At 50.0% G+C, this 25,670-nt stretch carries 23 protein-coding genes, 1 tRNA gene and 1 rRNA gene; 22 read left to right on the top strand and 3 right to left on the bottom strand.

Translation table 11 applies throughout. The features are described from left to right. The 6 genes from D3P08_RS21015 to D3P08_RS20995 form a co-directional block, all read left to right on the top strand. Nucleotides 1-175 (top strand): 23S ribosomal RNA (locus D3P08_RS21015); the annotation flags it as partial. A gap of 355 nt (nucleotides 176-530) precedes the next feature. After that, nucleotides 531-2,048: a spore germination protein gene (locus D3P08_RS21010; protein ID WP_240647687.1), complete on the top strand. Its 1,518-nt coding sequence runs from the start codon at nucleotides 531-533 to the stop codon at nucleotides 2,046-2,048. A gap of 6 nt (nucleotides 2,049-2,054) precedes the next feature. Further along, on the top strand, nucleotides 2,055-3,227 hold the full coding sequence (locus tag D3P08_RS21005; RefSeq protein ID WP_119602078.1) for a Ger(x)C family spore germination protein: 1,173 nt from the start codon (nucleotides 2,055-2,057) through the stop codon (nucleotides 3,225-3,227). Further along, entirely contained in the window at nucleotides 3,224-3,466 is a 243-nt protein-coding gene (locus tag D3P08_RS27405; protein ID WP_162848556.1) for a hypothetical protein, read from the top strand. Before D3P08_RS21005 ends, D3P08_RS27405 begins: the two co-directional genes overlap by 4 nt. A gap of 7 nt (nucleotides 3,467-3,473) precedes the next feature. After that, complete coding sequence (locus tag D3P08_RS21000; protein WP_162848555.1) at nucleotides 3,474-4,565, top strand: GerAB/ArcD/ProY family transporter; 1,092 nt, start codon at nucleotides 3,474-3,476, stop codon at nucleotides 4,563-4,565. Nucleotides 4,566-4,672: 107 nt separating this feature from the next. Beyond that, a tRNA-Ser gene (locus D3P08_RS20995) sits at nucleotides 4,673-4,763 on the top strand. Nucleotides 4,764-4,816: 53 nt separating this feature from the next. On the opposite strand, the gene D3P08_RS20990 is transcribed toward D3P08_RS20995, so the two are convergent. Beyond that, a complete protein-coding gene (locus tag D3P08_RS20990; RefSeq protein ID WP_162848554.1) occupies nucleotides 4,817-4,984 on the bottom strand; it encodes a DUF4025 domain-containing protein in 168 nt (55 codons plus the stop codon). Between the two features lie 136 nt (nucleotides 4,985-5,120). Here D3P08_RS20990 and D3P08_RS20985 point away from each other — a divergent pair, with 136 nt between their 5' ends. Next, the gene (locus D3P08_RS20985; protein ID WP_119602075.1) at nucleotides 5,121-5,336 is read left to right on the top strand and encodes a hypothetical protein; all 216 of its coding nucleotides are present in this window, start codon (nucleotides 5,121-5,123) and stop codon (nucleotides 5,334-5,336) included. Between the two features lie 58 nt (nucleotides 5,337-5,394). Here D3P08_RS20985 and D3P08_RS20980 read toward each other — a convergent pair whose 3' ends face one another. Beyond that, the gene (locus tag D3P08_RS20980; protein ID WP_119602074.1) at nucleotides 5,395-6,687 is read right to left on the bottom strand and encodes an MFS transporter; all 1,293 of its coding nucleotides are present in this window, start codon (nucleotides 6,685-6,687) and stop codon (nucleotides 5,395-5,397) included. A 310-nt stretch (nucleotides 6,688-6,997) separates the two neighbouring features. Here D3P08_RS20980 and D3P08_RS20975 point away from each other — a divergent pair, with 310 nt between their 5' ends. The 10 genes from D3P08_RS20975 (at nucleotide 6,998) to metE (ending at nucleotide 16,871) form a co-directional block, all read left to right on the top strand. After that, entirely contained in the window at nucleotides 6,998-7,372 is a 375-nt protein-coding gene (locus tag D3P08_RS20975; RefSeq protein ID WP_119602073.1) for a hypothetical protein, read from the top strand. Nucleotides 7,373-7,571: 199 nt separating this feature from the next. After that, the gene (locus D3P08_RS20970) at nucleotides 7,572-8,804 is read left to right on the top strand and encodes an MFS transporter (protein WP_119602090.1); all 1,233 of its coding nucleotides are present in this window, start codon (nucleotides 7,572-7,574) and stop codon (nucleotides 8,802-8,804) included. 36 nt (nucleotides 8,805-8,840) lie between these two features. After that, nucleotides 8,841-9,335: a GNAT family N-acetyltransferase gene (locus D3P08_RS20965; protein WP_119602072.1), complete on the top strand. Its 495-nt coding sequence runs from the start codon at nucleotides 8,841-8,843 to the stop codon at nucleotides 9,333-9,335. Further along, nucleotides 9,329-9,787, top strand: a complete 459-nt coding sequence (locus D3P08_RS20960) for an SRPBCC family protein (protein ID WP_119602071.1) — start codon at nucleotides 9,329-9,331, stop codon at nucleotides 9,785-9,787. Before D3P08_RS20965 ends, D3P08_RS20960 begins: the two co-directional genes overlap by 7 nt. A gap of 47 nt (nucleotides 9,788-9,834) precedes the next feature. Further along, nucleotides 9,835-10,434 carry a rhomboid family intramembrane serine protease gene (locus tag D3P08_RS20955; protein ID WP_119602070.1) on the top strand — a complete coding sequence of 200 codons (600 nt, stop codon included), beginning with the start codon at nucleotides 9,835-9,837 and terminating at the stop codon, nucleotides 10,432-10,434. A 77-nt stretch (nucleotides 10,435-10,511) separates the two neighbouring features. Next, a complete protein-coding gene (locus tag D3P08_RS20950; protein WP_119602069.1) occupies nucleotides 10,512-11,501 on the top strand; it encodes a diaminopimelate dehydrogenase in 990 nt (329 codons plus the stop codon). 281 nt (nucleotides 11,502-11,782) lie between these two features. After that, complete coding sequence (gdhA, locus tag D3P08_RS20945) at nucleotides 11,783-13,156, top strand: NADP-specific glutamate dehydrogenase (RefSeq protein WP_119602068.1); 1,374 nt, start codon at nucleotides 11,783-11,785, stop codon at nucleotides 13,154-13,156. A 174-nt stretch (nucleotides 13,157-13,330) separates the two neighbouring features. After that, nucleotides 13,331-13,537, top strand: a complete 207-nt coding sequence (locus D3P08_RS20940) for a cold-inducible protein YdjO-related protein (RefSeq protein ID WP_338068733.1) — start codon at nucleotides 13,331-13,333, stop codon at nucleotides 13,535-13,537. Nucleotides 13,538-13,568: 31 nt separating this feature from the next. After that, nucleotides 13,569-14,471, top strand: a complete 903-nt coding sequence (locus D3P08_RS20935) for a LysR family transcriptional regulator (protein ID WP_119602067.1) — start codon at nucleotides 13,569-13,571, stop codon at nucleotides 14,469-14,471. Nucleotides 14,472-14,582: 111 nt separating this feature from the next. Then, nucleotides 14,583-16,871 (top strand): 5-methyltetrahydropteroyltriglutamate--homocysteine S-methyltransferase, encoded by a 2,289-nt coding sequence (metE, locus tag D3P08_RS20930; RefSeq protein WP_119602066.1) that lies wholly within the window; start codon nucleotides 14,583-14,585, stop codon nucleotides 16,869-16,871. A 75-nt stretch (nucleotides 16,872-16,946) separates the two neighbouring features. Here the strand turns inward: metE and pdxR are convergent, their stop codons facing one another. Next, nucleotides 16,947-18,371, bottom strand: coding sequence for a MocR-like pyridoxine biosynthesis transcription factor PdxR (pdxR, locus tag D3P08_RS20925; protein WP_119602065.1), 1,425 nt, complete (start codon nucleotides 18,369-18,371; stop codon nucleotides 16,947-16,949). 114 nt (nucleotides 18,372-18,485) lie between these two features. On the opposite strand from pdxR, the gene D3P08_RS20920 reads away from it, so the two are divergent. The 5 genes from D3P08_RS20920 (at nucleotide 18,486) to D3P08_RS20900 (ending at nucleotide 25,392) form a co-directional block, all read left to right on the top strand. Then, entirely contained in the window at nucleotides 18,486-19,478 is a 993-nt protein-coding gene (locus tag D3P08_RS20920) for an aldo/keto reductase (protein WP_119602064.1), read from the top strand. 175 nt (nucleotides 19,479-19,653) lie between these two features. Continuing rightward, nucleotides 19,654-20,541, top strand: coding sequence for an ABC transporter permease subunit (locus D3P08_RS20915; RefSeq protein WP_119602063.1), 888 nt, complete (start codon nucleotides 19,654-19,656; stop codon nucleotides 20,539-20,541). Further along, nucleotides 20,538-21,458: an ABC transporter permease gene (locus D3P08_RS20910; RefSeq protein WP_119602062.1), complete on the top strand. Its 921-nt coding sequence runs from the start codon at nucleotides 20,538-20,540 to the stop codon at nucleotides 21,456-21,458. Before D3P08_RS20915 ends, D3P08_RS20910 begins: the two co-directional genes overlap by 4 nt. Nucleotides 21,459-21,542: 84 nt before the next feature. Then, complete coding sequence (locus tag D3P08_RS20905) at nucleotides 21,543-22,808, top strand: erythromycin esterase family protein (RefSeq protein ID WP_119602061.1); 1,266 nt, start codon at nucleotides 21,543-21,545, stop codon at nucleotides 22,806-22,808. 199 nt (nucleotides 22,809-23,007) lie between these two features. Next, entirely contained in the window at nucleotides 23,008-25,392 is a 2,385-nt protein-coding gene (locus D3P08_RS20900) for a polyprenyl synthetase family protein (protein ID WP_119602088.1), read from the top strand. Nucleotides 25,393-25,670 lie beyond the last annotated feature (278 nt).

The raw sequence follows: 25,670 nt of genomic DNA, 5'->3' as shown, positions 1-25,670 counted from the left end.
GGGTAGCCAAGTACGGACGGGATAAGCGCTGAAAGCATCTAAGCGTGAAGCCCCCCTCAAGATGAGATTTCCCAATTCGTAAGACCCCTTGAAGACGACGAGGTTGATAGGTTCGGGGTGGAAGCACGGCAACGTGTGGAGCTGACGAATACTAATCGGTCGAGGGCTTATCCTAAGAAACCCCACAAAGTGAAGCGAATGCTTCGAGGATTATTCCTGATACTTTGCGGGGACCCCAATTACAAGCTAAAGTTCAGCAAACTTTCGTATCCAGTTTTCAAGGCGCAAATATCGCGATTTCTAGAAGCTTACCATAGAACGATATGGTAGGCTTTTTTGTTTTGAAATCAGGCAGTAATGTAACACTTCAGGCTGCATTTTCTAATAGTTCGGGGCATTATGGATACACTAAAAAAATGGCAATCGCACATGTCTGGAGGTGAAATGATTAGGTCATGAAACGATTTTGGAGAGAGCTTCATCCAAAACGCGGACAAGATGCGTCAGGCAGCGATACGGATTCTTTGAAAATGCTGCGCGAGGAGAAGGAACCGTTGTCTGTAAAATTAGAGGACAATAAAAGCAGGCTGGAGCATATCTTCACCGGGTGTTCCGATATTGTGTTCCGTCCGATCAAGTTAAACGCCGATACGGATGCCTTAATTGTCTACACGGAAGGAATCGTAGAGTCACAGCTAATAAATGACCATGTCCTACACCCTCTAATGCATTATTTCCAGGCTAAAGACATGTCAGCGGAGCCCAAAACGCTAGATCAGGCATGGATATCGTTGTCACAGGCCGAGCTCACTAGCCAATTAGGCGATGTGGTGTACGCCGTCCTGACTTCTAGCGCAGTAGTGCTGATTGAAGGCTACGCGCAAGCTGCGATGTACAGCGTGAAGGGCGGAACTAGACGCGGGGTCGAGGAACCGACAACGGAAGCGGTCGTCAGAGGCCCGAGAGAGGGATTTACGGAAAATCTGAGGGTGAATACGGCATTGCTGCGTTTTAAGATCAAATCGCCCGATTTGAAGACCGTCAGCTTTACAAAAGGCGAGCGGACACAAACGAGCATCGTATTATCCTATATCGACGGAATTATCGATCCCAAAATCGTGGAAGAGGTAACAAAAAGGCTTGAAGCTATCCAAATCGACGCTGTTCTGGAAAGCGGGTATATTGAAGAACTGATCGAGGACAGCCCGTATTCGCCTTTCCCGCAAATGCAGTACAGCGAGCGTCCCGATACGATTGCCGCGCAGCTCCTCGAGGGGAGATTTGCCATCTTCGTTGACGGCACCCCATTCGTGCTGGTAGCTCCCATCACCTTATGGCAGATGCTTCAGGCGAGTGAGGACTATTACGAGCGATATTATATATCGAACCTCCTTCGTTGGCTTCGAATCGTGTTTTTGTTCTTGGCGTTGTTCCTGCCGGGTTTGTACATAGCGGTGATTACGTTTCATCAAGACATGCTGCCGACCACTTTAATATTGAGCATTGCGGCGGCAAGGGAGTCGATCCCTTTTCCTGCGCTGGTCGAAGTGCTGATTATGGAATTATCCTTCGAGGCGCTGCGAGAGGCCGGTATTCGATTGCCCAAAACCGTAGGACAAGCGGTGAGCATACTTGGCGCGCTTGTCATTGGCCAAGCGGCCGTGGAAGCCGGAATCGTCTCCGCGCCGATGGTTATTATTGTCGCGGTTACCGGTGTCGCTTCCTTCACGATTCCACGGTTTAATCTGGCCATTTCAGTGCGACTGCTGCGATTTCCGATCTTTATTATGGCCGCCTTATTCGGCTTATTCGGCATGATCATCGCAAGCGTATGGATACTTGCGCATTTGTGTCATTTACGTTCCTTCGGCGTGCCATACTTGTCCGGAGTGACCCCTTACTCCAAGGATGACCAGAAGGATATCTTCATTCGACAGCCTTGGTGGAGAATGGTTCTACGGCCGGATTCGATTTCGAGTAAGGGGCGAAACGGCCGAAGGCGAATGAATGCTAGAGTCAAACCTAAAGACCCGAAAGAAAGCTGGTGAGCATCTATGCGCGTAAGTGTAATCGGCTGTCTGCTTCTCATCCTCATGCTTCTGACTGGCTGCTGGGATCGGATAGAAGTGAACGACGTTGCGTTTGTCATGGGCTCGGCGATTGATAAAGAAGGGGATAAATATAGAGCCACCATTCAAATCGCTCTCCCGGGTCAACTTGGGGGAAGCAAAGGCGGAGGAGGAGGCACTTCCGGCAAAGAGGGATGGTACATCGACTCGAGGACAGCGAAGACGGTTCGCCAAGCGAACAGCCTTCAGCAAAAAGGGATTTCACGCAGACTCAATTTTTCGCATCGACGAACGATCCTAGTCGGAGAGGAATTGGCACGTGAAGGAATCGAGCCCATCATGGATGTGCTTGCCCGCATTCCCCAAAACCGCTTAACGTCGCTCGTTATTGTAAGTAGAGGACCTGCAGTTCATGTGCTCGGAACAAAGACTTCGATCGAGATGTTCTCTTCCGAAAGTCTTCGGGAGTTAGCCATCGTATCAATGAAAGTTCCTCGTACGTTAAAAAACACGATCAACGTGATGCTAATGGAAGGTGTTGATCTGGTTCTTCCAGCAGTGAATGTTACGAAAACAAACACAGCACAAGGGGTCAAGTCTCAGCAAACGATTCGAATGGACGGCATAGCCGTATTTTCGGATAACAAGCTTGCCGGTTTTTTAGATGGAGAGGAAGCCGATGGCGTGCTGTGGGCTATGGGCCAGGCGAAAGAGCCGGAGGTGAGCATCCAGGCTCCGGACGGATCTGGGGAAATAACCGCGCAGTTCCTTCATTACCGCACCATTCTAGAGCCCCGTATTCAAGGCGATACCATCAGCTTTCGCATCATTGTGCATGCAATCGGAACGATTCTTGAGAATGAATCCAAGTACGAGCTTTCTAATCATTCCCATATCGAGGCATTTGAAGCTAAAATGAAGCAAAAAATCGAAAAGGATATCAAGAGCGGCATCCAAAAGATGCAGAAGCTTAAATCGGATGGGGTAGGCTTTGGTCGAATGCTGCATACAAAAAGGCCGGCCGTATGGAAAGCGTATAAGTCCAAATGGAGACAGCTGTACCCTGAAATAAGTATCGAAGCACATGCAGAAGTCGATATTGAAAATATTGGTTCGGTTACGAAGCCGTTCGCGCGAAAGGAGAAGGAAATAAAATGAATGTCGGACAACTGGCATCCTTTATTCTCTGCATCATGTGTTACCTGCTGATCGAGAGAAGGAATTTTGCGAAGACGAATACCGTCAACAAATATTTGGGGATTGGTATTTGCTCTGCAGCCTTCCTCATCTGGGCTTATCTCTCTTCATTCTTGCCGACCGTCTATCCAAGCGCTCTATTGGAGCAATTGGAGCCATTGGTTCCATTTGAGCCGATCAACGTATTTAGAGAGGGCTGAGATTTCTTTGCAGAAAATTACAAGTCGGCAAATTGTCATTATCGGCACCATCTATACGCTCGTTACGACGCTCATTACCGTTCCAACCCAAATGGTATATTATGCAAGGCAGCACGTGGGAATATCGCTTATCGTTTCAGCAGCAGTTGTTCTGTTTGGAATCTGGATGATAACAAAGGTTCTTGGACGATTTCCGAAGCAAGACTTGTTTCAAGCTTTGATCAATCGCTACCCAGTTGGAGGCAGGATAACGAGCGCCCTGTATGTCCTCTTTTTCTTCTATGTAGCGGTACGCGATCTTCGCTTAGTAACCGATTTTACAAATGTCGTGTTACTGCCTACGACGCCGCTTGGCGTTATTGCATTTCTCGTCATGATCTCCGCCGTATTTCTTGTATACGGCGGAGTGGAGGTGCTAGGGAGGGCAACAGAAATATACGGAATCCTGCTGCTCTTATTACTGTTGTCCATACCGTTTGTGCTTTTCGGTGAGTACGATATACAGTTTGCCAGGCCCTTTCTGGAATTTAATACGCCCGGGATATTAATCGGGAGCTGGTTCGTCCTTCCTTATCTCGGCGAAATTATTGGAATTGCGTTTATGTTCACGAACGGCAAGCTGCGTTTCAAACATGCCTCTCTTGGACTTTTGCTCGGAACGCTGGCAATGCTAACCCTTCTCGTGCAGTCTGTGCTCATTCTGGGCATTCCCATCATGTCCCGAATGCTGTATCCTACATATGAGCTAGTCCGTCAAATTAGGGTCACTGACTTTCTTGACCGGTTCGACCTGCCGATTGTTGGAATATGGTACCCGGCCATGATCGCAAAAATAGGCTATAGTATATTTATCGTCTGCAACGGCATCAAGCGGGTGGTGCCAGAATCGTCGGGACAACGTCTGGTTTACCCAGTCGGATTATTGATCTTTGTCTGCTCGATCTGGTTCTTCGAGAGCTCCATTCAGCTTTTTAATCTAAACCGTGTATGGCCAATGGTTGCTGTATGCTTCCTGCTTCTCATTCCAGCTGTATTGCTTGTTGCAATGAGGCCAAAGGAACTAACAAGCGGGGAAGATCATGAAAAAGGAGCCGGTTAGGCTCCTTGTTTCCGAAGGATGAAGTTAAGCATTTCCTCTGGATTTTATTTTATAATCGTGTTATATTATAAATCCGGCCGCAAAGAGACAAGCGGTTCGATCATCATAGAGAGGTGTCCGAGTGGTCGAAGGAGCACGATTGGAAATCGTGTATACGTTAACCGCGTATCGAGGGTTCGAATCCCTTCCTCTCTGCCAGAATACATATCGTATGATGAATCCCCCATGGAGAATGGGGGATTTTTGTTTTATTACTCCGAATAAGGTTCATTTTCGATTTTAATTTGTTTATCTGCCAGCTGGTGAATGCCGTCGCTTGTTCCTGCCGTATAGACATCCGAAAACTGCTCATGCGTCAGTTCGCTGCCTTGCAGCTGCTCTGCTTTATTCTCGCTTTGATTGGTTGCATTGGGTTCCACAAGGTTCACCTCCGTTTCAGTTTATTATGCCAATCCGCAAGGAAATTATCTTACGATTGACGTACCAATTCAGGGGAATAGCAACAGGATGACCGGTAAACAATAAGGGGTACATGAAAATGAAAGGAGCAGCAGGATGAGCCGCTTGCATGAAATTATTGATAACCACCAAAACTTGGACCAGCTGTTTGCGATCATGAAGCACTACGGGGTCAACGCGGAATTTATCTCCTCCGCGCTTGTCACGCAATTTGAAGAGACCATGGAGCAAAACAGCGATGACTCGGAAGAAACCGCAACGTACTCCCAAGCATTAGTCGATGATTTGAAGCAGTTCAATGCCCGATTCTAAATCCCATAGCTCAAAAGGCGCATTTACGGGCTCGCCTGCCCGGAAATGCGCCTTTGTGTTAGCTGACCTTTTGCGGCGGCTTGATTAAGAAAAACACCAGTCCGAGCGTCAGCAGCGATAAAGAGGAAACGGATATAAACACTAAGCGGTCCGATTGATCCATCATCCAGCCGAATAAAGGCGGACCGAATGCTACGCCTAAAAACCGCAAGCTATTATACAGCGAAGTAATCATACCGCGCTCGCTTTTCTTTACGGAGCCGGTAATCATCGTATTTAAGCAGGGGAGCAGCAGGCCTGTGCCGATGCTGCTTAACGTTAACAATCCGATAAAGACATAAATATTTTTAAAGAAAAAAATCGTTGCGGCAAGAGAGACGGTCATTGCGACTAACCCGATGTTCATCAGCAGCCTGATCAACCGGCCATTTTTTTTGATTAAGCTTCCCGTCGTATAGGAAGTGATCACCATTCCAAGCAGGGGAATGGACAATATCAAGCCTTTTATAACACCGTCAATCGAATAAGGTTCCTTCTCCAATATATTGGACAAATAGAACAGGACCCCGAATAAAATAAAAAGCCCAAGCGAGCCGGCAAAAAACGAGGTAATCAGCCAGCGTCCTTTTTCTTTAAAAATGATACCGATTTTATGGAGATAATCCTTCAGCTTCTGCTTGTGGTCATGCTTCGGCTCCTTAATTAAAAACATGACGGCCAGTAAGGATAACGCGCAGAAAACCGGAAAAGCAAAAAAGGATGCGTACCATACGATCAAAGCGAGGAGGGAGCCGATGATCGGACTTAGCACCTTCCCGGTTCCATTCGAGGCTTCGGTTAATCCAAGCGCTTTGCTCTCTGTCCCGCCGTCATACATATCTCCGACAAGCGCCATCGCGATCGGCGCGGTTCCTGCGGCCGCGATGCCTTGTATCGCCCTTGCGATAATGATGATCGTATAGGAATCCCAAATGGCCCCCATTCCGGCCAGAACGCCAGCGCCGCCGTAAATAATAAGCGCGGGTATAATGATGATTTTCCTGCCGAGCTGATCGGACAAGTAGCCAATGACCGGGATACAGACGCCTGCCGCCAGCGAAAAGATCGAAATGATCAAGCTGCTTTGGAATTTCGTGATGCCGAGCGCTTTTTGCATTTCGGGCAGCACTGGAACGAGCATGGAGTTGCCGAACACAAGCACCATGGGGATGGTGGCAATTGCGATGAATTCCCAAAGATGTCCCTTGGAGCTGCCTTTAGACTTTGTTTTTTGAGTAGACGTTTTAACTTCCCGAAGCTCCAGATCGCTTTGGAACGAGATATTCAGCTTTCGTGATTTGGTTTTTTCCACAAGCAAGAGCACCTCTTATCCATTAGGAAATGAAAACAGTGAACTGGCTTCTTCATTATTCGTCAACCGCCGCTAACGTATTCATTACAACAATGAGGCAGAAGAGGCTGCCACATATTTCGATCGCGATGAGGGGAAAATGGAATGAACGCAAACCGGTAAGGAAGGAGGCAGGCTCGTTATGTCGACTAACGAATCAGTGAAGCGTAAGGGCAATCCCGGCAATAATAAAGATTCAGAAGTAGCGGAATCCAAAAAAGGCAACAAGTAGGCTGCAGCCATCAAGTAATGGAAGAAAGGACAGCGTGACATGGCGGAAAAAAACATAATCGCCTTTTTTAAAAGGCGGGATGAGGCGGAGCAGGCCCTGAAACAAATCGAAGCGATCGGAGGCGTCGTTGACAGCTCGATTACGAATGTTGACGGTTATCCTGGCGATGGGGTAGATGAATCCTTTAATCCGTTAACAGGCGATTTCCCAGGTCTCGGGTTCTTGACGCTTGGAGGGGATTTTCAGAAGGATGCCGGCGTGCTTGCGGCGACAAGCGTAAGCGCAAGCGGACTTAGCTCGGGAGGTCCCGAAAATAAAGTGACGGGTTATAATTTTTGTCTGACGGTAGTCCTCGACGAACAAAGCTTTCATCAAGCGTTACAAATTGTGGAGACTGCAGGAGCAATCGTATAACACGGAATGATCAATCGAGGGACGCTCTTACTAGTTACCCGACTAGGAAAGCAGCGTTCTTTTTTTATTTGACAGCGCGTAATGGCGGGCGTACGATTACGAGTATCATTCATTATTACAATCATTAGGGGGGATAATATTGACCAATCATGCGCAGCTTCAAACGGCGGGGAGTAGGCTAGAAACGTTTGGCTATTTAATGGAGCAGAGAGATCGCGCGTATAAACGCACACTATGGACGGTTGTCTTCTCGCAATTATTCGGCGGAGCCGGACTGGCCGCCGGCGTCACGGTCGGGGCGCTGCTTGCGCAAGAAATGCTGGGCACCGAACGGTATGCCGGGCTCCCTGCGGCGTTGATTACGCTTGGCTCAGCTCTTACATCCTTCCTTGTCGGCCGTTTGTCGGGGAAGTTCGGGAGACGCAGCGGTCTTGCTGGAGGTTTTTTTGCCGGCGGCATTGGAGCTGCGGGCGTTGTATTATCCGCAGTAACGAATCATGCGATATTACTATTCTTATCGCTTCTCTTGTACGGGGCCGGCACGGCTTCCAATATGATCGCCAGATACGCCGGGACGGATCTGGCGAAACCGCATCAGCGGGCGACGGCGGTTAGTATCGCGATGGTATCGACAACGTTCGGGGCGGTGGCGGGGCCTAATCTCGTGGAGGTGACGGGAAGCTTTGCGGAATCGATCCATATCCCAACGTTAGCAGGGCCATTTCTGCTCGCTTCCGCCGCTTTCCTGCTGGCGGGAAGCATCCTGCTCTTGCTGCTCCGACCGGACCCGCTGTTCCTCGCAAAGCAAATTGCGGAGGCGGATCTTCAGCAAGCGCAGCGATCTGCGGCAGCGTTACCTCAAGCGGAATCGTCGAAAAGAGGTATCGTCTTAGGCGCTGCTGTCATGATTCTTACCCAAATCGTTATGGTCGCTATTATGACGATGACTCCCGTTCATATGAAGCATCATGGTCACGGACTTACAGAGGTTGGGCTCGTTATCGGGATTCATATCGGGGCGATGTATTTGCCATCGCTCGTAACCGGAATACTCATTGATAAGCTCGGTCGATTGGCAATGTCATGCGCAGCGGGCGTTATTTTGTTAGCAGCCGGGCTCTTGGCCGCGTTTGGACCTGCAGATTCAATGGTTTCCCTTATTACGGCCCTAGCGCTGCTTGGTCTAGGGTGGAATTTGGGCTTAATTAGCGGAACAGCCCTTATCGTCGATGCAACAACGCAAGCGACGCGAGCCAAAACGCAAGGCACGATAGATGTCCTGATTGCCTTGGCGGGGGCGTCAGGAGGGGCGATGTCCGGCGTTATCGCCGCAAATGCCAGTTATGAGGCGCTGGCTCTCATCGGCGGAACGATGTCGCTGCTATTAATCCCTGTCGTGATCTGGTCGACCTTTCGCAAACATTCTGTATAATAAGAAGCAGACTAGCATCTGGAGGGATAGGCAGCCGTGTTTATTAGACTACTGAAGTTCGCAGACAATGCGGCAATTGAGAACGTGATTAGAGAGTGCCTGATTGAATTTGGCGGCAATCGGGAGGGGCTGGCGTGGGCCGATGAAAGCATGAGCGATCTGTATGCTTATTATAATCAGCCAGGAAGGGCTTACTGGGTAATTGAACATGGCGGGGAAGTTGTCGGCGGATGCGGAATCGCGCCATTTGCGGATCTGGAAGACGTGTGCGAGCTTCAAAAAATGTATCTGCTGAAGGCGGTCAGAGGAAGCGGCATAGCGGCGAAGCTCTTGGATACGGCGCTAAGCTTCGCAGCGAAGCATTACGGCAAGTGCTACATAGAGACGTTATCGAATATGCATGCGGCTAACCGTTTTTATGTGAAACACGGTTTTGAGTCTTTACCTACACCGCTTGCAGGCTCTGAGCATTACGCATGCGATGTTTGGTATATCAAATCTTTAGGAAAGAGTGAAGCTACGCCATGTTAACGATGAAGGAAAGGCCTGTTGTGAAAGCGGAAATGTTGATAAGAAAGCCTGTTCAGCAAGTATTCGAAGCCTTTATCGATCCCGAAGTAACGACAAAGTTCTGGTTTACGAAAAGCAGCGGCAGACTTGAGGCAGGAAGCAAGGTTCGATGGGATTGGGAAATGTACGGCGTTCACGATGAGATTTTCGTGAAAGCTATAGAACCGAATAGAAGCATCCATGTCGAATTCTCCGATGGGACAACGGCGGAATGGAGCTTTAGGTCCATTGGAGAAATCGGTACGCATGTAACAATTACGAGCCAAGGATTTTCCGGCGACGGGGATTCAATTGTCAGTCAAGCGATTGACTCGATGGGCGGTTATACGATCGTGTTATGCGGTCTGAAGGCGCTTCTTGAGCATCAGGTTCAATTGAATCTCGTTGCGGATAAAGCGATGCCGTCCTTATAAACAAAAGAAACTTAACCCGGCGGGCAGACAGACAGGAGGACTTTTTTATGTTTTCGCGGAAAGAAAGCTTGGCGCAGTACATTCGGTTGTTCCCGGTCGTGAGCGTCATTCTTGTGATCAATATTTTATTATTTATTGCAATGGAGCTCTACGGTTCCTCTTCGGATGTATTGACGCTTCTGCGATTCGGCGCAATGACCAACTTTCCCGACAAGCCGGAATTATGGCATTATGTGAGCGCCGTTTTCCTGCATATCGGATTTATGCATCTGCTGATGAATGGAGCAGCCTTATATGTGTTTGGCGCTTCGCTTGAGAGGATTTTGGGGAAGTGGCGTTTTATTGCGTTATATTTAGTCTCCGGCGTTGCGGGAAACCTCGTAAGCGTAAATGCTCACCAAGAGCCTTATATCGGGGCTGGGGCATCCGGAGCAATCTACGGGGTTTATGCGGCTTATGTTTACTTTTCCATCTTTCATAAAACCGCATTCGGCGTTCATAATGCCAGAACGATTCAAACGATTGTTGTAATCGGTGTTATTCATTCGCTAATCGTTCCGAATGTTGACCTATCCGCCCATATAGGCGGTTTTTTCGGGGGGTTCATCATGACGACGCTTTTCTCGCTCTTTAACCGGAGAGAATAAAGCATTAGCTTGTATGTAACAAGGTATGTTAGCTATAATGGTTAAGGATTAAACACTTTTAGCTGGAGGAATCATCCATGACGCAATCGATCAAAGTCGGAATTGTAGGTTACGGTAATCTTGGACGCGGGGTTGTTCAAGCATTGCGCCAAAACAAGGATATGGAACTGGTCGCGATATTCACACGACGCGAGCCGGAGCAAATGAAAGGGGAAGCCGGAGACAATCTGCGCTTCGAACATATTTCTACGGTTGAACAATTTAAAGGCAGCATTGATGTCATGATCTTATGCGGCGGATCTGCGACCGATTTACCGGAGCAGACACCGTTCATCGCATCCATGTTTAATACGGTGGACAGCTTTGACACGCATGCCAAAATTCCAGAGTTTTTTGAATCGGTTCATGCAGCAGCGAAGAAAGCGGATACGCTCAGCGTTATTTCTACAGGCTGGGACCCGGGGTTATTCTCGCTGAACAGACTGCTTTCGGAAGCGATTCTGCCGGAGGGGAAAGAATATACGTTTTGGGGAAAAGGCGTCAGCCAAGGTCACTCGGACGCGATCAGACGCGTTCCTGGCGTAAAGGCCGGCGTTCAGTATACAGTACCGGTAGAAAGCGTGATCAATCGTATCCGGTCAGGCGAAACGCCTGAGCTTCAAACGAGAGAGAAGCATTTGCGCCAATGTTTTGTCGTTGCCGAAGAAGGCGCGAACCGGGATGAAATTACGCAAACGATCGTAAACATGCCGAATTATTTCGCCGATTACGACACAACCGTAACGTTTATTACCGAAGAAGAATTGAAAACCCAGCATCACGGCATGCCGCACGGCGGTTTCGTTATTCGCAGCGGCGTGACAGGTGAAGGGACGAAGCAAATTATCGAATTCGGGCTTAAGCTGGAGAGCAATCCTGAATTCACGGCTAGCGTTCTAGTCGCGTATGCAAGAGCTGCGTACAGACTTAAGAAGGATGGCTTGAGCGGAGCCAAAACCGTATTTGACATCCCGCTTGGCTATCTTTCGCCGAAGTCGGCAGACGAGCTTCGCAAAGAGCTGCTGTAATCGTACAAGAACAGATAGACCTCGCCATTGGCGGGGTCTTTTTGGCATGCAGCGAGATTACGAAGCAAGGCTGCTGCAAGGGTTCCAGGGCCTAGCAGCTTAATCGAATCTTTAATCTGTCATTCCATGTAAGGGTCGATAAAAGGTTTTAATCGGCTCTCTCGAAAAAATTTATTAGATTTCTTTATCGCTTTAAAGTACACTATAAAACATCCTTAGTGTAAAAAGTACAAACAATTGGGCGTTTTGTACAAATTAAAAATTGGAAGGAGATCATTGCTATGGAGTCTACATTAGCAAGCAGAGAAATTGATGCCGCGGAGTACGTGCAGCGTGTCTATGAATCTGTTGTCATGAAAAATCAGCACGAGACGGAATATCTTCAAGCGGTAAAAGAAATTCTCGACACGCTTTCGCCAATTCTTGCTGCGCATCCGGAGTATATTGAGAGCGGAATACTTGAGAGGATCGTAGAACCTGAACGCGTAGTGATGTTCCGTGTTCCTTGGGTCGACGACGCTGGACGCGTACAAGTGAACCGCGGCTATCGCGTTCAGTTTAACAGTGCGCTTGGACCTTATAAAGGCGGCCTTCGTTTCCACCCGTCCGTAAGCGCAAGCATCATCAAATTTTTGGGCTTCGAGCAAATCTTCAAAAATTCGTTGACAGGACAGCCGATCGGGGGAGGCAAAGGCGGCTCCGACTTCGATCCGAAGGGCAAATCCGATCAAGAGATTATGCGGTTTACTCAAAGCTTTATGACCGAGCTTTATAAATACTTGGGTCAGGACACGGATGTTCCGGCGGGGGATATCGGTGTTGGCGCCCGTGAGATCGGCTATATGTTCGGTCAATACAAACGGATCAGAGGGGCGCATGAAGCCGGCGTTCTGACAGGCAAAGGCATCGGGTACGGGGGAAGCCTGGCCCGTAAGGAAGCGACTGGATACGGCTGCGTATACTTTGTCAATGAGATGCTGCAAGCCAAAGGCTTAAGCTTCGAAGACAAAACCGTGATCGTGTCGGGATCGGGCAACGTGTCGATCTATGCCATGAAAAAGGCGCAGGAATTTGGCGCTCGCGTTGTGGCCTGCAGCGATTCCAACGGCTACATTTACGATCCGGAAGGCATTCAGCTGGATACGGTCATTCAACTCAAGGAAGTGGAGCGCAGACGGATCAGCGATTACGTGAAATTCCATCCGCATGCCGTATATACGGAAGGCTGCTCCGGCATCTGGTCGATCCCTTGCGACATTGCCCTTCCTTGCGCGACGCAAAACGAAATCGATGAGCAAGCGGCAAAGGTGCTGGTTCAAAACGGAGTAAAGGCGATCGGGGAAGGCGCAAACATGCCGTCTACGCTCGAAGCGATTCATATTTTCCATACGAACGGCGTTCTGTTCGGGCCTGCTAAAGCGGCAAATGCCGGAGGGGTTGCCGTGTCGTCCTTGGAAATGTCGCAAAACAGCATGCGGTTGGCATGGACCTTTGAAGAGGTGGACGCTAAGCTGCATATGATTATGAAAAACATTTACGAGAGCTGCGAAGCAGCAGCGAAGGAGTACGGGCATGAGGGCAACCTTCTAGTCGGCGCGAATATCGCGGGCTTTAAGAAGGTAGCGGATGCCATGATGGCGCAAGGCATCGTATAGGTCATTCGAATTCATTGACACTTCTGTCTTTCCATGATATGGTCGAGTCAAGGCATTCCGCTTTTGCGGGATGCCTTGATGCTTATCAATCCTATTTTGGCAGAAAAAAGGAGGATGCAACGATGGTAACAATTAGAAAGACCACAAAATTGCATACAAGGAGCTGGATCTACGATGAACCGTAGCATGTGGAACAGAATGACGTCTTATTCCGAAAGTCAGTTGACCGAAACCCCCGTATGGGAGTGCAGTAAACCGGATTGTCCCTGCTGGATGCGCAAGTCGCTTACCTTTGTCCGGCAGCCGAAGTGTCCGGCTTGCGGATCTGAAATGACGGAGAATAAGAGAATGCTGCCAAAGCTCCAAAATAATCCAAAATAGCGAGCCTAGCAGGAGGAAGGAGTTGTAGCCTTTGACGCTTCAGCAGCTGAAATACGTCATTGAAGTCGCGAATCGGGGGTCAATGAACGAGGCGGCCAAACGGCTGTTCATCTCTCAACCGAGCCTATCGAACGCGATTAAGGATCTGGAAGCCGAGATGCAAATTACGATCTTCGAGCGAACGAATAAAGGCATTACCTTATCCAAAGAAGGCGTCGAATTCCTCAGCTACGCCCGGCAGGTTGTCGAGCAAGCCGAGCTGCTCGAAAGCCGATACTTAAACGCGAAGCCGTCGATGCAGCATTTCTCCGTCTCCACCCAGCACTACGCGTTTGCGGTGAACGCGTTCGTGAAGCTGGTGAACGAGCATGGGCATGAAGAATACGAGCTTGCGCTGCGCGAGACGAAGACCTATGAAATCATCGAAGACGTAAAAAACATGCGAAGCGAAATCGGCATTCTCTATGTAAATGAATTCAACGGGAAGGTCATTCATAAGCTGCTGAAATCAGCCAATTTGCAATTCAACAGCTTATTTACGGCGAAACCGCATATTTTTATCAGCATCAAAAATCCGCTCGCCAAGCAGTCCGTCGTTACAATCGACCAGCTGCAGGATTATCCGTATCTATCCTTCGATCAAGGCGAATATAATTCGTTTCATTTCTCGGAGGAGATTTTAAGCACCCTGACGCATAAGAAGAGCATTCGGGTGAACGACCGCGCGACCTTGTTCAATCTTTTAATCGGCTTGAACGGCTACACGATTTCGACGGGCGTGCTAAGCGCCGACCTGAACGGCAACGAAATTATACCTGTGCCTCTCGCGATAGAAGAAGAGATTCACGTCGGCTGGATCTCGCACCGCAGCGTGCCGTTATCGTTGCTGGGGGCGGCATACATCGAAGCGCTGAAGGAAGCGATTGGCGAATAATTTCCTTATTATAGCTTTTGGCTATATCCAGATATAGTTATTTCGAGTTACGCTATACCTTCAAAACCGTGTTATCTTTCTTGTAACCATTCATATAAGGAGTGTTGCAAGATGGCAATTAGCGGTGTATTAGGGTATCCGCGTATCGGCGCGAATCGGGAATGGAAGAAAGCCCTTGAAGCGTTCTGGGCAGGCAAGCTTGATCAAACGGCGTTTCGCCAGACGTTGCGGGAGATTCGAATCCAACATCTGCGCAAGCAGCAGGAGAAAGGAATCGACGTCATACCGGTTAACGATTTCAGCTATTATGATCACATCCTGGATACCGCGGCGATGTTCGGCTTGATTCCGAAGCGGTTTGGATATGAGGGCGGTCCGGTGCCGCTTCATGTCTATTACGGAATGGCGCGGGGCACAAAGGATGCGGCGGCATGCGAAATGACGAAATGGTTCAACACGAACTACCATTATATCGTTCCCGAGCTGAACGGCGTCTCTCCGGCAGTTACGGAGAATAAACCGTTAATCGCGTACCGAGAAGCGAAGGCGGAGCTCGGCATCGAAGGAAGGCCGGTCATCGTTGGTCCGCTTACCTTCCTGAAGCTGTCCAAAGGTTATAAGCCGGAAGAAACCGATGAGTGGCTGAACCGGCTGCTTCCGCTTTATGTCCAGATTTTGAAGGAGCTCGCTCAAGAAGGAGTCGAGTGGGTTCAGATCGACGAGCCGATTCTCGTCACGAATGTAGATGCGGAGGATAGGAAAAGGCTTCAGCTTATTTACAATACGTTTAAGGCATCAGCGCCGGGCTTGAAAATCATGCTGCAAACGTACTTCGAATCCGCAGAAGATTATACGGATTTGGTTCGGCTGCCTGTCGATGGAATTGGCCTTGATTTTGTTCACGGATACGCGGGCAATATTCAGGCGATTCGATTGTTCGGCTTCCCCGCAGACAAGGTGCTTGGCGCCGGTGTCATCGACGGACGAGGCATTTGGAAGGCTTCCTTGCAAGAAAAGCTGGAGCTGCTGAAGGAGCTGGAAGGCCACGCCGCAAGCGACCAGTTGATCGTGCAAACCTCCTGCAGTCTGCTGCATGTCCCTGTTACAGTAATCGAGGAGAGACAGCTGCTGCCGGAGCTGAAGGGCGCTCTTGCGTTCGCGGACGAGAAGCTGGATGAGCTCGTTGTGCTGGTAAAGGGGTTGACGGCAGGTGAAGCTTCAATCGCTTCCGAGCTGGAAGCATGCGAGAAGTCGCTAAACGCATTGCGTCTTTCGGACGAACGGAACCGGACAGCCGTTCATCAAGCTGTTGCCGCTATAAACGCGCAAGAAGCAAGGCGCAAGCTTCCGTTCCAGGAGCGTTACTCCCTTCAACAGAAAACATGGCGTCTGCCGCTGCTCCCAACGACAACAATCGGGAGCTTCCCGCAGTCGGCCGAGGTGCGAAAGGCTCGTCAGCTATGGCGCAAGGGCGAGTGGAGCGGGGAGCGTTATACGGCGTTTATTCAAGAGCAGATCGACACGTGGATCAGGCTTCAGGAGGAAATCGGGCTGGATGTGCTGGTTCACGGTGAATTCGAGCGTACGGACATGGTGGAATTTTTCGGGGAAAAGCTGTCCGGATTTGCATTTACTCAGTTCGGATGGGTGCAGTCCTACGGCTCGCGCTGCGTGAAGCCTCCGATTATTTACGGAGACGTCGCGTTCGAAGCGCCGATGACGGTGAACGAGACCGCCTACGCGCAGTCGAAGACGGTACGTCCAGTGAAGGGTATGCTTACCGGACCGATCACCATTATGAACTGGTCGTTCGTTCGGGATGATCTGCCTCGCGAGCAAATCGCTTATCAGCTTGCGTACGCGCTGAGACAAGAGGTGGAGGCGCTTGAGCAAGCCGGTATCGGGATGATCCAAGTCGATGAGCCGGCAGTCCGCGAAGGGCTGCCGCTTAAAAAGTCGGACCAAGCGGATTACTTGGCGTGGGCGGTCAAAGCGTTCCGAATGACCACTTGCACGGTGAAGGATTCGACCCAAATTCACACGCATATGTGTTATTGCGAGTTCCATGACATGATCGCGTCCATTGAAGCAATGGATGCGGACGTTATCTCCATCGAGACCTCGCGAAGCCACGGCGAGCTGATCAGCAGCTTTGAGCATAATACGTATAAGCTAGGGATTGGGCTTGGCGTCTACGATATTCATAGTCCGCGCGTTCCCGAAATAGAGGAGATGACGGGCATGATCGATCGCGCTTTGCGCGTGCTCGATCCGAAGCTGTTCTGGATTAACCCGGATTGCGGACTGAAAACGCGAGGTTATGAAGAAACCGCCGCCTCGCTTCGGAATATGGTGGATGCGACGCGGATCGCTCGCCAGAAATATACGTTATTGGTTTGAGAGAAAGAATGTCGCTCTGCACCTCCAATGTTAGGACACCGCTAGCATTGGAGGTGCTTTTTTTATTTAATCTGTTCATTCGATTGAAGCGGCGAACGCTCGAATCCTTTGCACGCCTTCTTCGATCTGTTGCTCGGTTAAGTTGCCGTATCCTAATACAATCCCTTTTGTCTCAACAGGGAAAGGGGACGGCAGCTGGTAATCATCCGTCGTCTCAACAAGGAACCCGTAGTCCGCGGTTTCTTTCCACGGAAGCTGGGCGAGCCGCGCATCCGTGAATTGAACGAGCACATGCATGCCCGCCTCGTCCCCTAGAACAGAAATATGGGATCCAAATGCATCATAAAGCCGGTCTTTTAGCAGCATTCTTCGTTTTTTATACACTTTTTTCATCGCCAATACATGCCGCTCGAATTGACCGTCCGCGATGAAGCGGGCTAATGCTTTTTGAAGAACAAGCGGGGTATAGAGATTCAGCCTTTCTTTCATATCGGCGATATGCCTCGTCAGACCCGCAGGGATAATAAGAAATCCGGTTCTTAGGCTGGGCATCAGCGTTTTGCTGAAGGTCCCCGCATAGATGACCCGGGCAGGGGACAGCGTGTGCATAGGCGGAACGGGTATCCCACGCAATCGAAACTCGCTGTCATAATCATCCTCGATCAAGTAAGTATCCGCCTCTTCAGCCATGTGAATCGCCTTCTGCCGACGTTTTATGGAAAGAAGGCTGCCTGTCGGAAATTGATGCGAGGGTGTGATAAGCGCCAGATGGCCGGAAGCGAATCGGCTCAAGCGGTCTACATTCATTCCGTTCCGGTCGACCTCTACGGGGACGAGATTGTAACGCTGCTGCTGAAAGATGTCGCGCGTAAAGCCAATCGTCGGATTCTCAATATAAATGGAATGAAAACGGGAAGAAAGCGACTGTGCAAGAAGGGAGACGCCTTCCGTAGTGCCTGATACGACAAAGATTTGGTCTTCCGAGCATTGGATGCCTTTGGCGCGAAACAGATAATCCCTTAGCGCGGAGCGCAAGGCTTGATCGCCTCGGATATCCCCATAGCTCGAATGTTCCTCATTGATCGCTTCGCCCGCCGCTTTCAACGCTCTTGCCCAAGCGGAGGCCGGAAATAAGGTCTGATCCGGAATACCCGTCGCAAAATCAATGACAGACGTTTGCGGAGAAGCATTTGATTTCCCGTCCTCCCGCTTGGCAAGCTCCAGACGCGATTCAGCTGATGGAGCTGCTGAGACTACAAGCCCCTCCGCCACATACGTGCCTGAACCGACGCGCCCTTCCAAATAGCCTTCAGCCGTCAGCTGTTCATAGACTTCGACCACAACATTTCTGGCGATCCCCCATTCCTTCGCCAGCACGCGGGTAGGAAGAAGCCGCGTTCCGGCTTCCAGCCGCCCCGCCTGAATCATGGCCCGCAGCTGATCACAGAGCTGTCTTGTTGCGGATTGCGAAGACTGTCTGTCTATGGATATACCGTACATCATTCAGCCTCCAATACGAATTGGTTCTTAAAATCTAATCATTATTGGATCTAATCGAAGACCATTAATGACATTATAATGAAATCGAACCGATAAGAACAAGGAGGAAAGAGAATGAAGAAAACATTGGGACGAACGGATATTGAGGTAAGCGCGCTTGGGCTGGGCTGTTGGGCGATTGGCGGCCCCTTTACATTAGACGGCTTGCAGGACGGCTGGGGTCAGGTGGATGACCGGGAATCGATAGCTTCGATCCATGCCGCGATTGATGGAGGCGTCAACTTCTTCGATACGGCGGACGCTTACGGAACCGGTCACAGTGAAGAAGTGCTTGGTGAAGCCGTGCAAGGCCGAAGGCATAAAGTCGTGATTGCGACGAAATTCGGTTTTACAAACAATAAGGCGACGAAGGAAGTGTTCGGCCGTCACGACGTGTCGCCCGCTTACGTACGCGAAGCGCTAAGGCGTTCACTCCGCAGGCTTCGCACCGATTATATCGACCTCTATCAAATTCATGCCGGATCGCTTAGCTTCGAAGAATTGGAATCCGTAATCGATACGCTGAACAGCTTGCAGCAGGAAGGATGGATTCGCTCTTACGGTTGGAGCACCTACGACGCGCATCGCGCCGAGTTGTTTGCCGAAAAATCGGAAGGAGCGGCGATTCAACATGCGATGAACGTGCTGAGGGATGACCCGAAAATGGTGTCCGTCTACGAACGGCATGGATTAAGCGGCATTATTAATTCACCGCTCGCGATGGGCCTGCTAAGCGGCAAATTTAATCGGGACTCCTTCTTCGCCTCCGACGATGTCAGAGGAAGCGGGCATGAGTGGGTAGCCTACTTCAAGGACGGGCGTCCTGTCCCTCAGCTGCTAGAGAAGCTCGACGCCGTCAAAGAGATACTGACTGCCGATAATCGCAGCTTGGTCCAGGGGGCGCTAGCTTGGCTATGGGGCAGAAGCGAAGCGGCCATTCCGATTCCGGGGTTCAAAAACATTAAGCAAGTCAAAGAGTTGATAGGCGCAATTCCGCAAGGCCCCTTGTCTAAAGCGCAAATGGAAGAGATTAAGGAGCTTCTTAGCCTGGAAGCAACAGCGCAATAAGCAAGGTATCAGGCGAAGGAAGAGAAACGATCATAACCTTTAATCGAATTGACTGCCGAATGAGGCAGTCAATTTTGCTTTAATAAAATTGTAAAAATCTGGTCTTTTGAATCATTAAGGTTACCGCTATAATAGATTCATCCATTTCATAGAAAAACAGGAAAGGAAGCTTCTTATGCCGAAAGCCGCTCAACTGACTTTCATTGTTCCAGCCATCATCCTATTCATCTTCTTATTCGCCGTTATGCCCGTACTGCTTCATACCGACCCTGTAAGCGGCTCGTTCCAGCTTTCATGGAAAGCGGCGGCCGGTACGTTCACCGGCTATTTCTCAGGCATAGAGAACGGCGAATCATTCCGCTTCTATGCGGGTGAGAATGAATACTCCTTCTGGGAGTGGATCGGACCATTCTTTCTGAATTCCTTTTATTATGTTTCGGCGGCGGGGATTGCCGGAACGGCAATCGGCATATTTGCCGGTATCTATTTCGCTGTGTCAAAAGCCGGCTGGATGAAAGGGATTGTCGATTTTATCGGTTCGCTGCCGGATTTTGTTGTTGTGCTGCTGCTCCAATTCGGCATTGTTCTGATCGCCAGAGAAACAGGCGTGGTGCTGTTCGAAGTGGCTACGCTGAATTCCGATGAGCCGGCGGTTATGCTGCCGCTGATCGCGATGATAATCATCCCCGCCAATTATATGATTCGGAATGTCGCGATGCAGATGAGCCTTACACTGAAGGAGGATTACATCGGCAACGCCAAGGCGAGAGGACTCGGGCGAATGTACATTATATTTTTCCATGCGCTCCCGAACGTGCTTCCTTATATAAAAGGCGATTTGCATAAGCTGATGGGAATAATAATGGGCAATCTTTTTATCGTCGAATATTTGTTCAACAACAACGGCATCTCGATGTTAATTTTCACGAATGCGTTCAGCGGACATGGCTATCAATATGATATTGTCGTGAATGGCTTGCTGGCGTTTCTCGTGCTGTACGGCATCGGATATGCCATCATTCGAGCGTTCCTATTTGCTCTAGGGAAGGTGTTTCTGCGATGAACAAAACCTTGATTGCCGGTCTGTTACTAACAGGCGTTATGATTCTGGTCGCTTTGATTGGACCGCTGTTCGCGCCGTATGAGCTTGACGATCAAGTCAAAATCGAATATATCGTGGATGAGAACGGAGAAGGCTATGTAATCGCGCCGCCGGTTGCCCCGAGCGCCAAATATCCGCTTGGAACCGACCAAAACGGATACGATCTATTAACCAAGCTTCTGAACGGCGCTAAATATTCCATCTTCCTTTCAATCGGCATCGCGCTTGCGAGAGTGTTGATTGGCGGACTGATCGGCATGCTGCTCGGGTATTTCAGCAAAGAAAGCGCCCAAGCCAAGGGCGGTTCTTCCATTTGGTCGGTATTGAACGGTATCCCGATCTTCCTCATCGTATGGCTGATCATGATTGGCATATCCATTAACCCTCATGCTTCAGCTTTTGAAATGTCGATCATACTGGCAGCGGTGCTTCTCATTGTCGGCGTGCCTTCCGTCGCTACGACGGTCAAAGCCAAAACGATGGTCATTCGCGAGAAACAATTTGTAACCGCTTCGCAATCGCTTGGCGCCAGCGGCTGGAAGATCATTCGTTCCCATTTGTTCCCGCAAATGAAAGAAAGCTTTCTCATTCTTTTCGTGCAGGAGGTTATCCTTACATTGACGCTGTTCGGCCAATTGGCCCTCTTCCATATTTTTGTAGGCGGGACCACCATGTACCCCGATCCGACGGAGTATCACAGCCGCTCGAACGAATGGGCGGGGCTTATCGGCAGCGGGCGCATGAATTTCTATGTCAACACGTGGATTTTTTATATCCCGCTGGCCGCATACGCGTCTCTTATTATTGGCTTCCACCTCGTATCGAAAGGTTTGGAGAAGCGGTACGGCAAGATGTTCGCCAAATATTCGCATCTGTAATTCATCGCATAGAGAACGGCGTTTCGGGCAAACTGCATGTGTTGCGTAAGGCAATAAATGTCAGTCGTGAGGAGACGTCAGTGAATGGAAAGCAAGGTGCTGCAAACGATTAAGCACGCGGCGAAGCCGTATAAGGGACCGGATAGCGCGGAGGCTATTCTGAAGAAGGCTGGCAAGGCGAGATTTGTCCTGTTAGGAGAAGCCTCGCATGGCACATCGGAATATTATGTCGACCGCGCGGCATGGTCCAAACGGTTAATAACCGAATATGGATTTCGATTTATAGCGGTCGAAGGCGATTGGCCTTCCTGCTACACCTTAAATCGCTATGTCAAAGGGTATACCGATCCGGGAATCGGCGCGCGGGAAGCGTTACAAGATTTCGCGAGATGGCCGGCATGGATGTGGGCGAATCGAGAAGTGATGGAGCTCGCGGAATGGCTTCGTCAATATAATAAGGATAAGCCTGACGATGAGAAGGTTGGCTTCTACGGCATTGATGTATACAGCTTATGGGAATCCATGGAGGAGATTCTGAAGTACCTTGAAGCCAAGCCGGGCTCCGATATCGAAGCCGCAAAGCGCGCGTTTGAATGCTTTGAGCCGCATGGGCGGGATGAGCAGCGGTATGGGATTTCGGCTTCCTTCTACGGCGAAGGCTGCGAGGATGAAGTGGTCGAGCTGCTTCGGAAGCTGCAGGACAAATGGAAGGAAGCGGCCGCGAATGACCGGGAGGATGCGCTTAGCGCGGAGATGAATGCCCTTGCGGTGAAGGGCGGCGAAACCTACTACCGTACGATGATTAGGCATGATGCCGAATCGTGGAATGTCCGGGACCGCCATATGGTGGAAGCGCTGGAGAAGCTGATCGCTTTCCACGGAGAAGATGCGCAGGCCATTGTGTGGGAGCACAATACGCATATTGGCGATGCGAGATGGACGGACATGGTGGCGGAGGACATGGTGAATGTCGGCCAGCTGCTTCGGGAGAAATATGACGGCGAAGTGTTCGCGGTTGGATATGGCACGTACCATGGCAGCGTCATAGCGGGCAGAGCTTGGGGAAGCCCCGCAGAAGAAATGACAGTGCCGGAAGCGATCAAAAATAGCTGGGAAGAGCTGCTTCACCGTGACGGCGCGGAGAACAAGTGGCTACTGTTCGGTGATGACACGTCTGCTCTCGACGAGTTAACGCTTGGACATCGGGCGATCGGTGTCGTCTACCATCCGGAGTGGGAGCAGGGCAACTACGTGCCGACCGTCGTGTCGAAGCGTTATGATGCGTTTATCTACTTTGACCGGACGCGCGCCGTTACTCCGCTAAGGGAAGCGGCTGCCGCAAGATCTTAACGTCATAGGGCTGTTCGTCTATTTAACCTCATAAATGATTAATGCCGCGAAATGTTGGATAAGTCATTCGCGGCTTTTTCTTATTTATTTCCCGCAAAACAGTAACGGTCTGGCCGTTTTCACGTATAAAACAGGTGATCGAATTCCGGTTTTGATGTACGATGAACATATAAAAGAAGAATTTGAGGGAACCCATCTTATGACGAACACATTACAAATTAACGCGGATACATGGTATAGGCAAGCGGAACAAAAGGCGTCAAGCTATTATTCCTCGTTATATGCGCAGGTATCGGATAAGCGGTACATCGACTCCCTGACGACCGATATCAAGCAATGGGGGAAAGGCCGTTCCCGGAGTCAATCGTGGTTTTCCTTCTTGACACGCGGCGGGAGCAGACCGGATACGTTGCAATACCGCAAATATATCCGCTGGCTGAGCGAGCATGGCAAGCTGGACAATTATTTGGAACGAAGCGTTTCCTACATTTATATGAGAGACTTGGGTAAAGCGCTTGATACTCCCGCTACGCAAGCCCGCATTCGCCATATCGTAACGGACTTGAAGCGTAAGCTGAATCGTTCGCCTGAAGCGTCTGAGAAAGACCACCCTGAGTTTATGAGTCTTTCCGGCGTTTACCGATGGGCACAGAAGGAGGGCGTCGAAACCGCGATTATTTGGCTGATTCATAAGCTCAAAACCGTTTCGGCCGCTATTCCGGATGGAATGAGCGCGGAGCACGCTGTGCGCAAGCTGATTAAAATCATCGTGGGCGTTATCCTTCATGTTATGGAGGAAATGGACGATGCGGTATTGTCTGCGGAGCGTTCGCGCAGGTTGGACGAGGCGATCAGACTAGGCTATTCCTATGGTTTAACCTACCCTTTTATCGACGACTTGCTCGATTCGAACGTGCTGAAGCAGGAGGAGAAGGACCGTTATTCCGCGATGATTCGCGAGACGCTGCTGCATGGCGCCGTACCGGAGCTTCGCGAGTGGACCGGCTCGAACTTTGAACTGATGCGTTTTGTGCATGCGGAGCTTCGGGAAGCTTTCGAGTATATGAAAAAATATCAGCGTCCCGATACGCTGGAGACCTTCTGCGAGCAATCGTATGTATTCTTTCATTCCCAGCATTTGGACCGGATTAAACAGCTCTCCAATACGAGCTATTCAAACGAAGAGCTGTACTTGCCTATTATTCTGAAATCTTCTTCTTCCCGGATGATTGTGCGCTCCGTCATAAGCGCAGGAACGGACGAAGGTTTTGATCAGCATACGTTTTACTACGGCATCTACAATCAGCTTGCCGATGATTTTGCGGATCTGTTCGACGACTTGGAAGAAGGGGCTGTGACGCCTTACACGTATTATTTAACGTATCATCGCGAACGGAAGGACTTGATTAACCCGTTTGAAATGTATTGGGCCGTCATTTCTCACTTAATCCACGCCGTCTACCGTTCCGACGCCAAAACGCGAGACGTTATTCTAGACCGCGCGATCAATGGATTGAAACGATGCAAGCTTCGGCTTGGCGCCGATCAGTATAACGAATTGATGGGGATATTTGCGTCCGGCTTGTCGGATTTCAATCTGCTGATTCAACAAATGGTTCAAAAGGCGGATGATGTCGATTTCCTCGATAAACTGCTGCGCGACCAGATGGTCCATGCGCTTCGGAATGACCGACGCGAGAAGGAACAATTCTCGGAGACGCTCCGAACGGTTCAACAACAAATCAACGAACTGCTTCAGATTCCAACGCCAGTTGGAAGTCCGCCCATGAAGGCATCATTGATTGATGCCGCAAATTACAGTCTCGATGGCTCGGGCAAACGGCTGAGGCCGGTATTGGCTTGGGTTATGGGGGTAAAGGAATACGGTCTGTCGCCGTCCGGAATCGCACCGCTCCTTCGTTCCTTGGAGTATATGCATACCGCATCATTAATTTTCGACGATCTTCCGTCACAGGATAACGCCTCGACCCGAAGAGGGCGTCCAACCTTGCATCAGGTGCATAATAGCGCGACCGCAGAGCTTACCGGACTTTATTTGATCCAGAAGGCGTTCGGCGAACAGGCGTCGCTAGAATCCTTCGAACCGAAAGCCGTGCTGGCACTCATGCGGTACTCATCCCAAATTGCAGCGGATATGTGCGCGGGTCAAGCGATGGATTTGGAAGCAAGGGGAAAGGCACTAACGTTGGAAGAGATGAACACGATCTGCTATTACAAAACCGGGATGGCGTTCGAAGCTTCTCTTGTCATGCCGGCGATTCTTGCCCAGGTGAAGGAAGCGGAGATCGAAGCCTTGAAGAAGTTTGCGTATCATGCGGGCATCGCTTTTCAAATTAAGGATGACCTGCTTGACTCCACAGGAGATTCGGAGCTCCTCGGCAAGCCGGTCCGGCAGGACGTGGACAATAATAACTCGACATTTGTTACGATCCTTGGGCAGGAAGAGGCCGCTAAAGCGATGTGGGAGCATTACTGCATGGCAACCGAGGCATTAAAGCCGCTCCCTCGCGATACCGCCTTTCTTCAGCATTTATTGGACTACATGGTAAGCAGAGACCGATAAAAAGCGTCCTAATCGTACATGCTGTTTCGACATCGTTTTCCCGGCGCTCTTCAGCTCGCCGGGACTTTTTTCTTTAGCGGCAGACATAAATGAAGAGTTAGGCAATACACTTAGGACGTTGGGTACTGGGCCACGGACCCACTAAACTGACTGTCGAGAATGCTACTAATATCGTATATACAATGCTAGGCGCTTTCCCTTATGGTAGAATTACAATATTTTCCTCACATAAAATCCGAACCAGGATTCCCATCCGCCGCTAATCGTCCGGCTGCCGG

This window comes from Paenibacillus nanensis, assembly GCF_003583765.1.
In the GTDB taxonomy this organism is placed as follows: domain Bacteria; phylum Bacillota; class Bacilli; order Paenibacillales; family Paenibacillaceae; genus Pristimantibacillus; species Pristimantibacillus nanensis.
The sequence above is the reverse complement of the archived record's forward strand: the minus strand, read 5'-3'. Positions and strand labels throughout refer to the sequence as shown.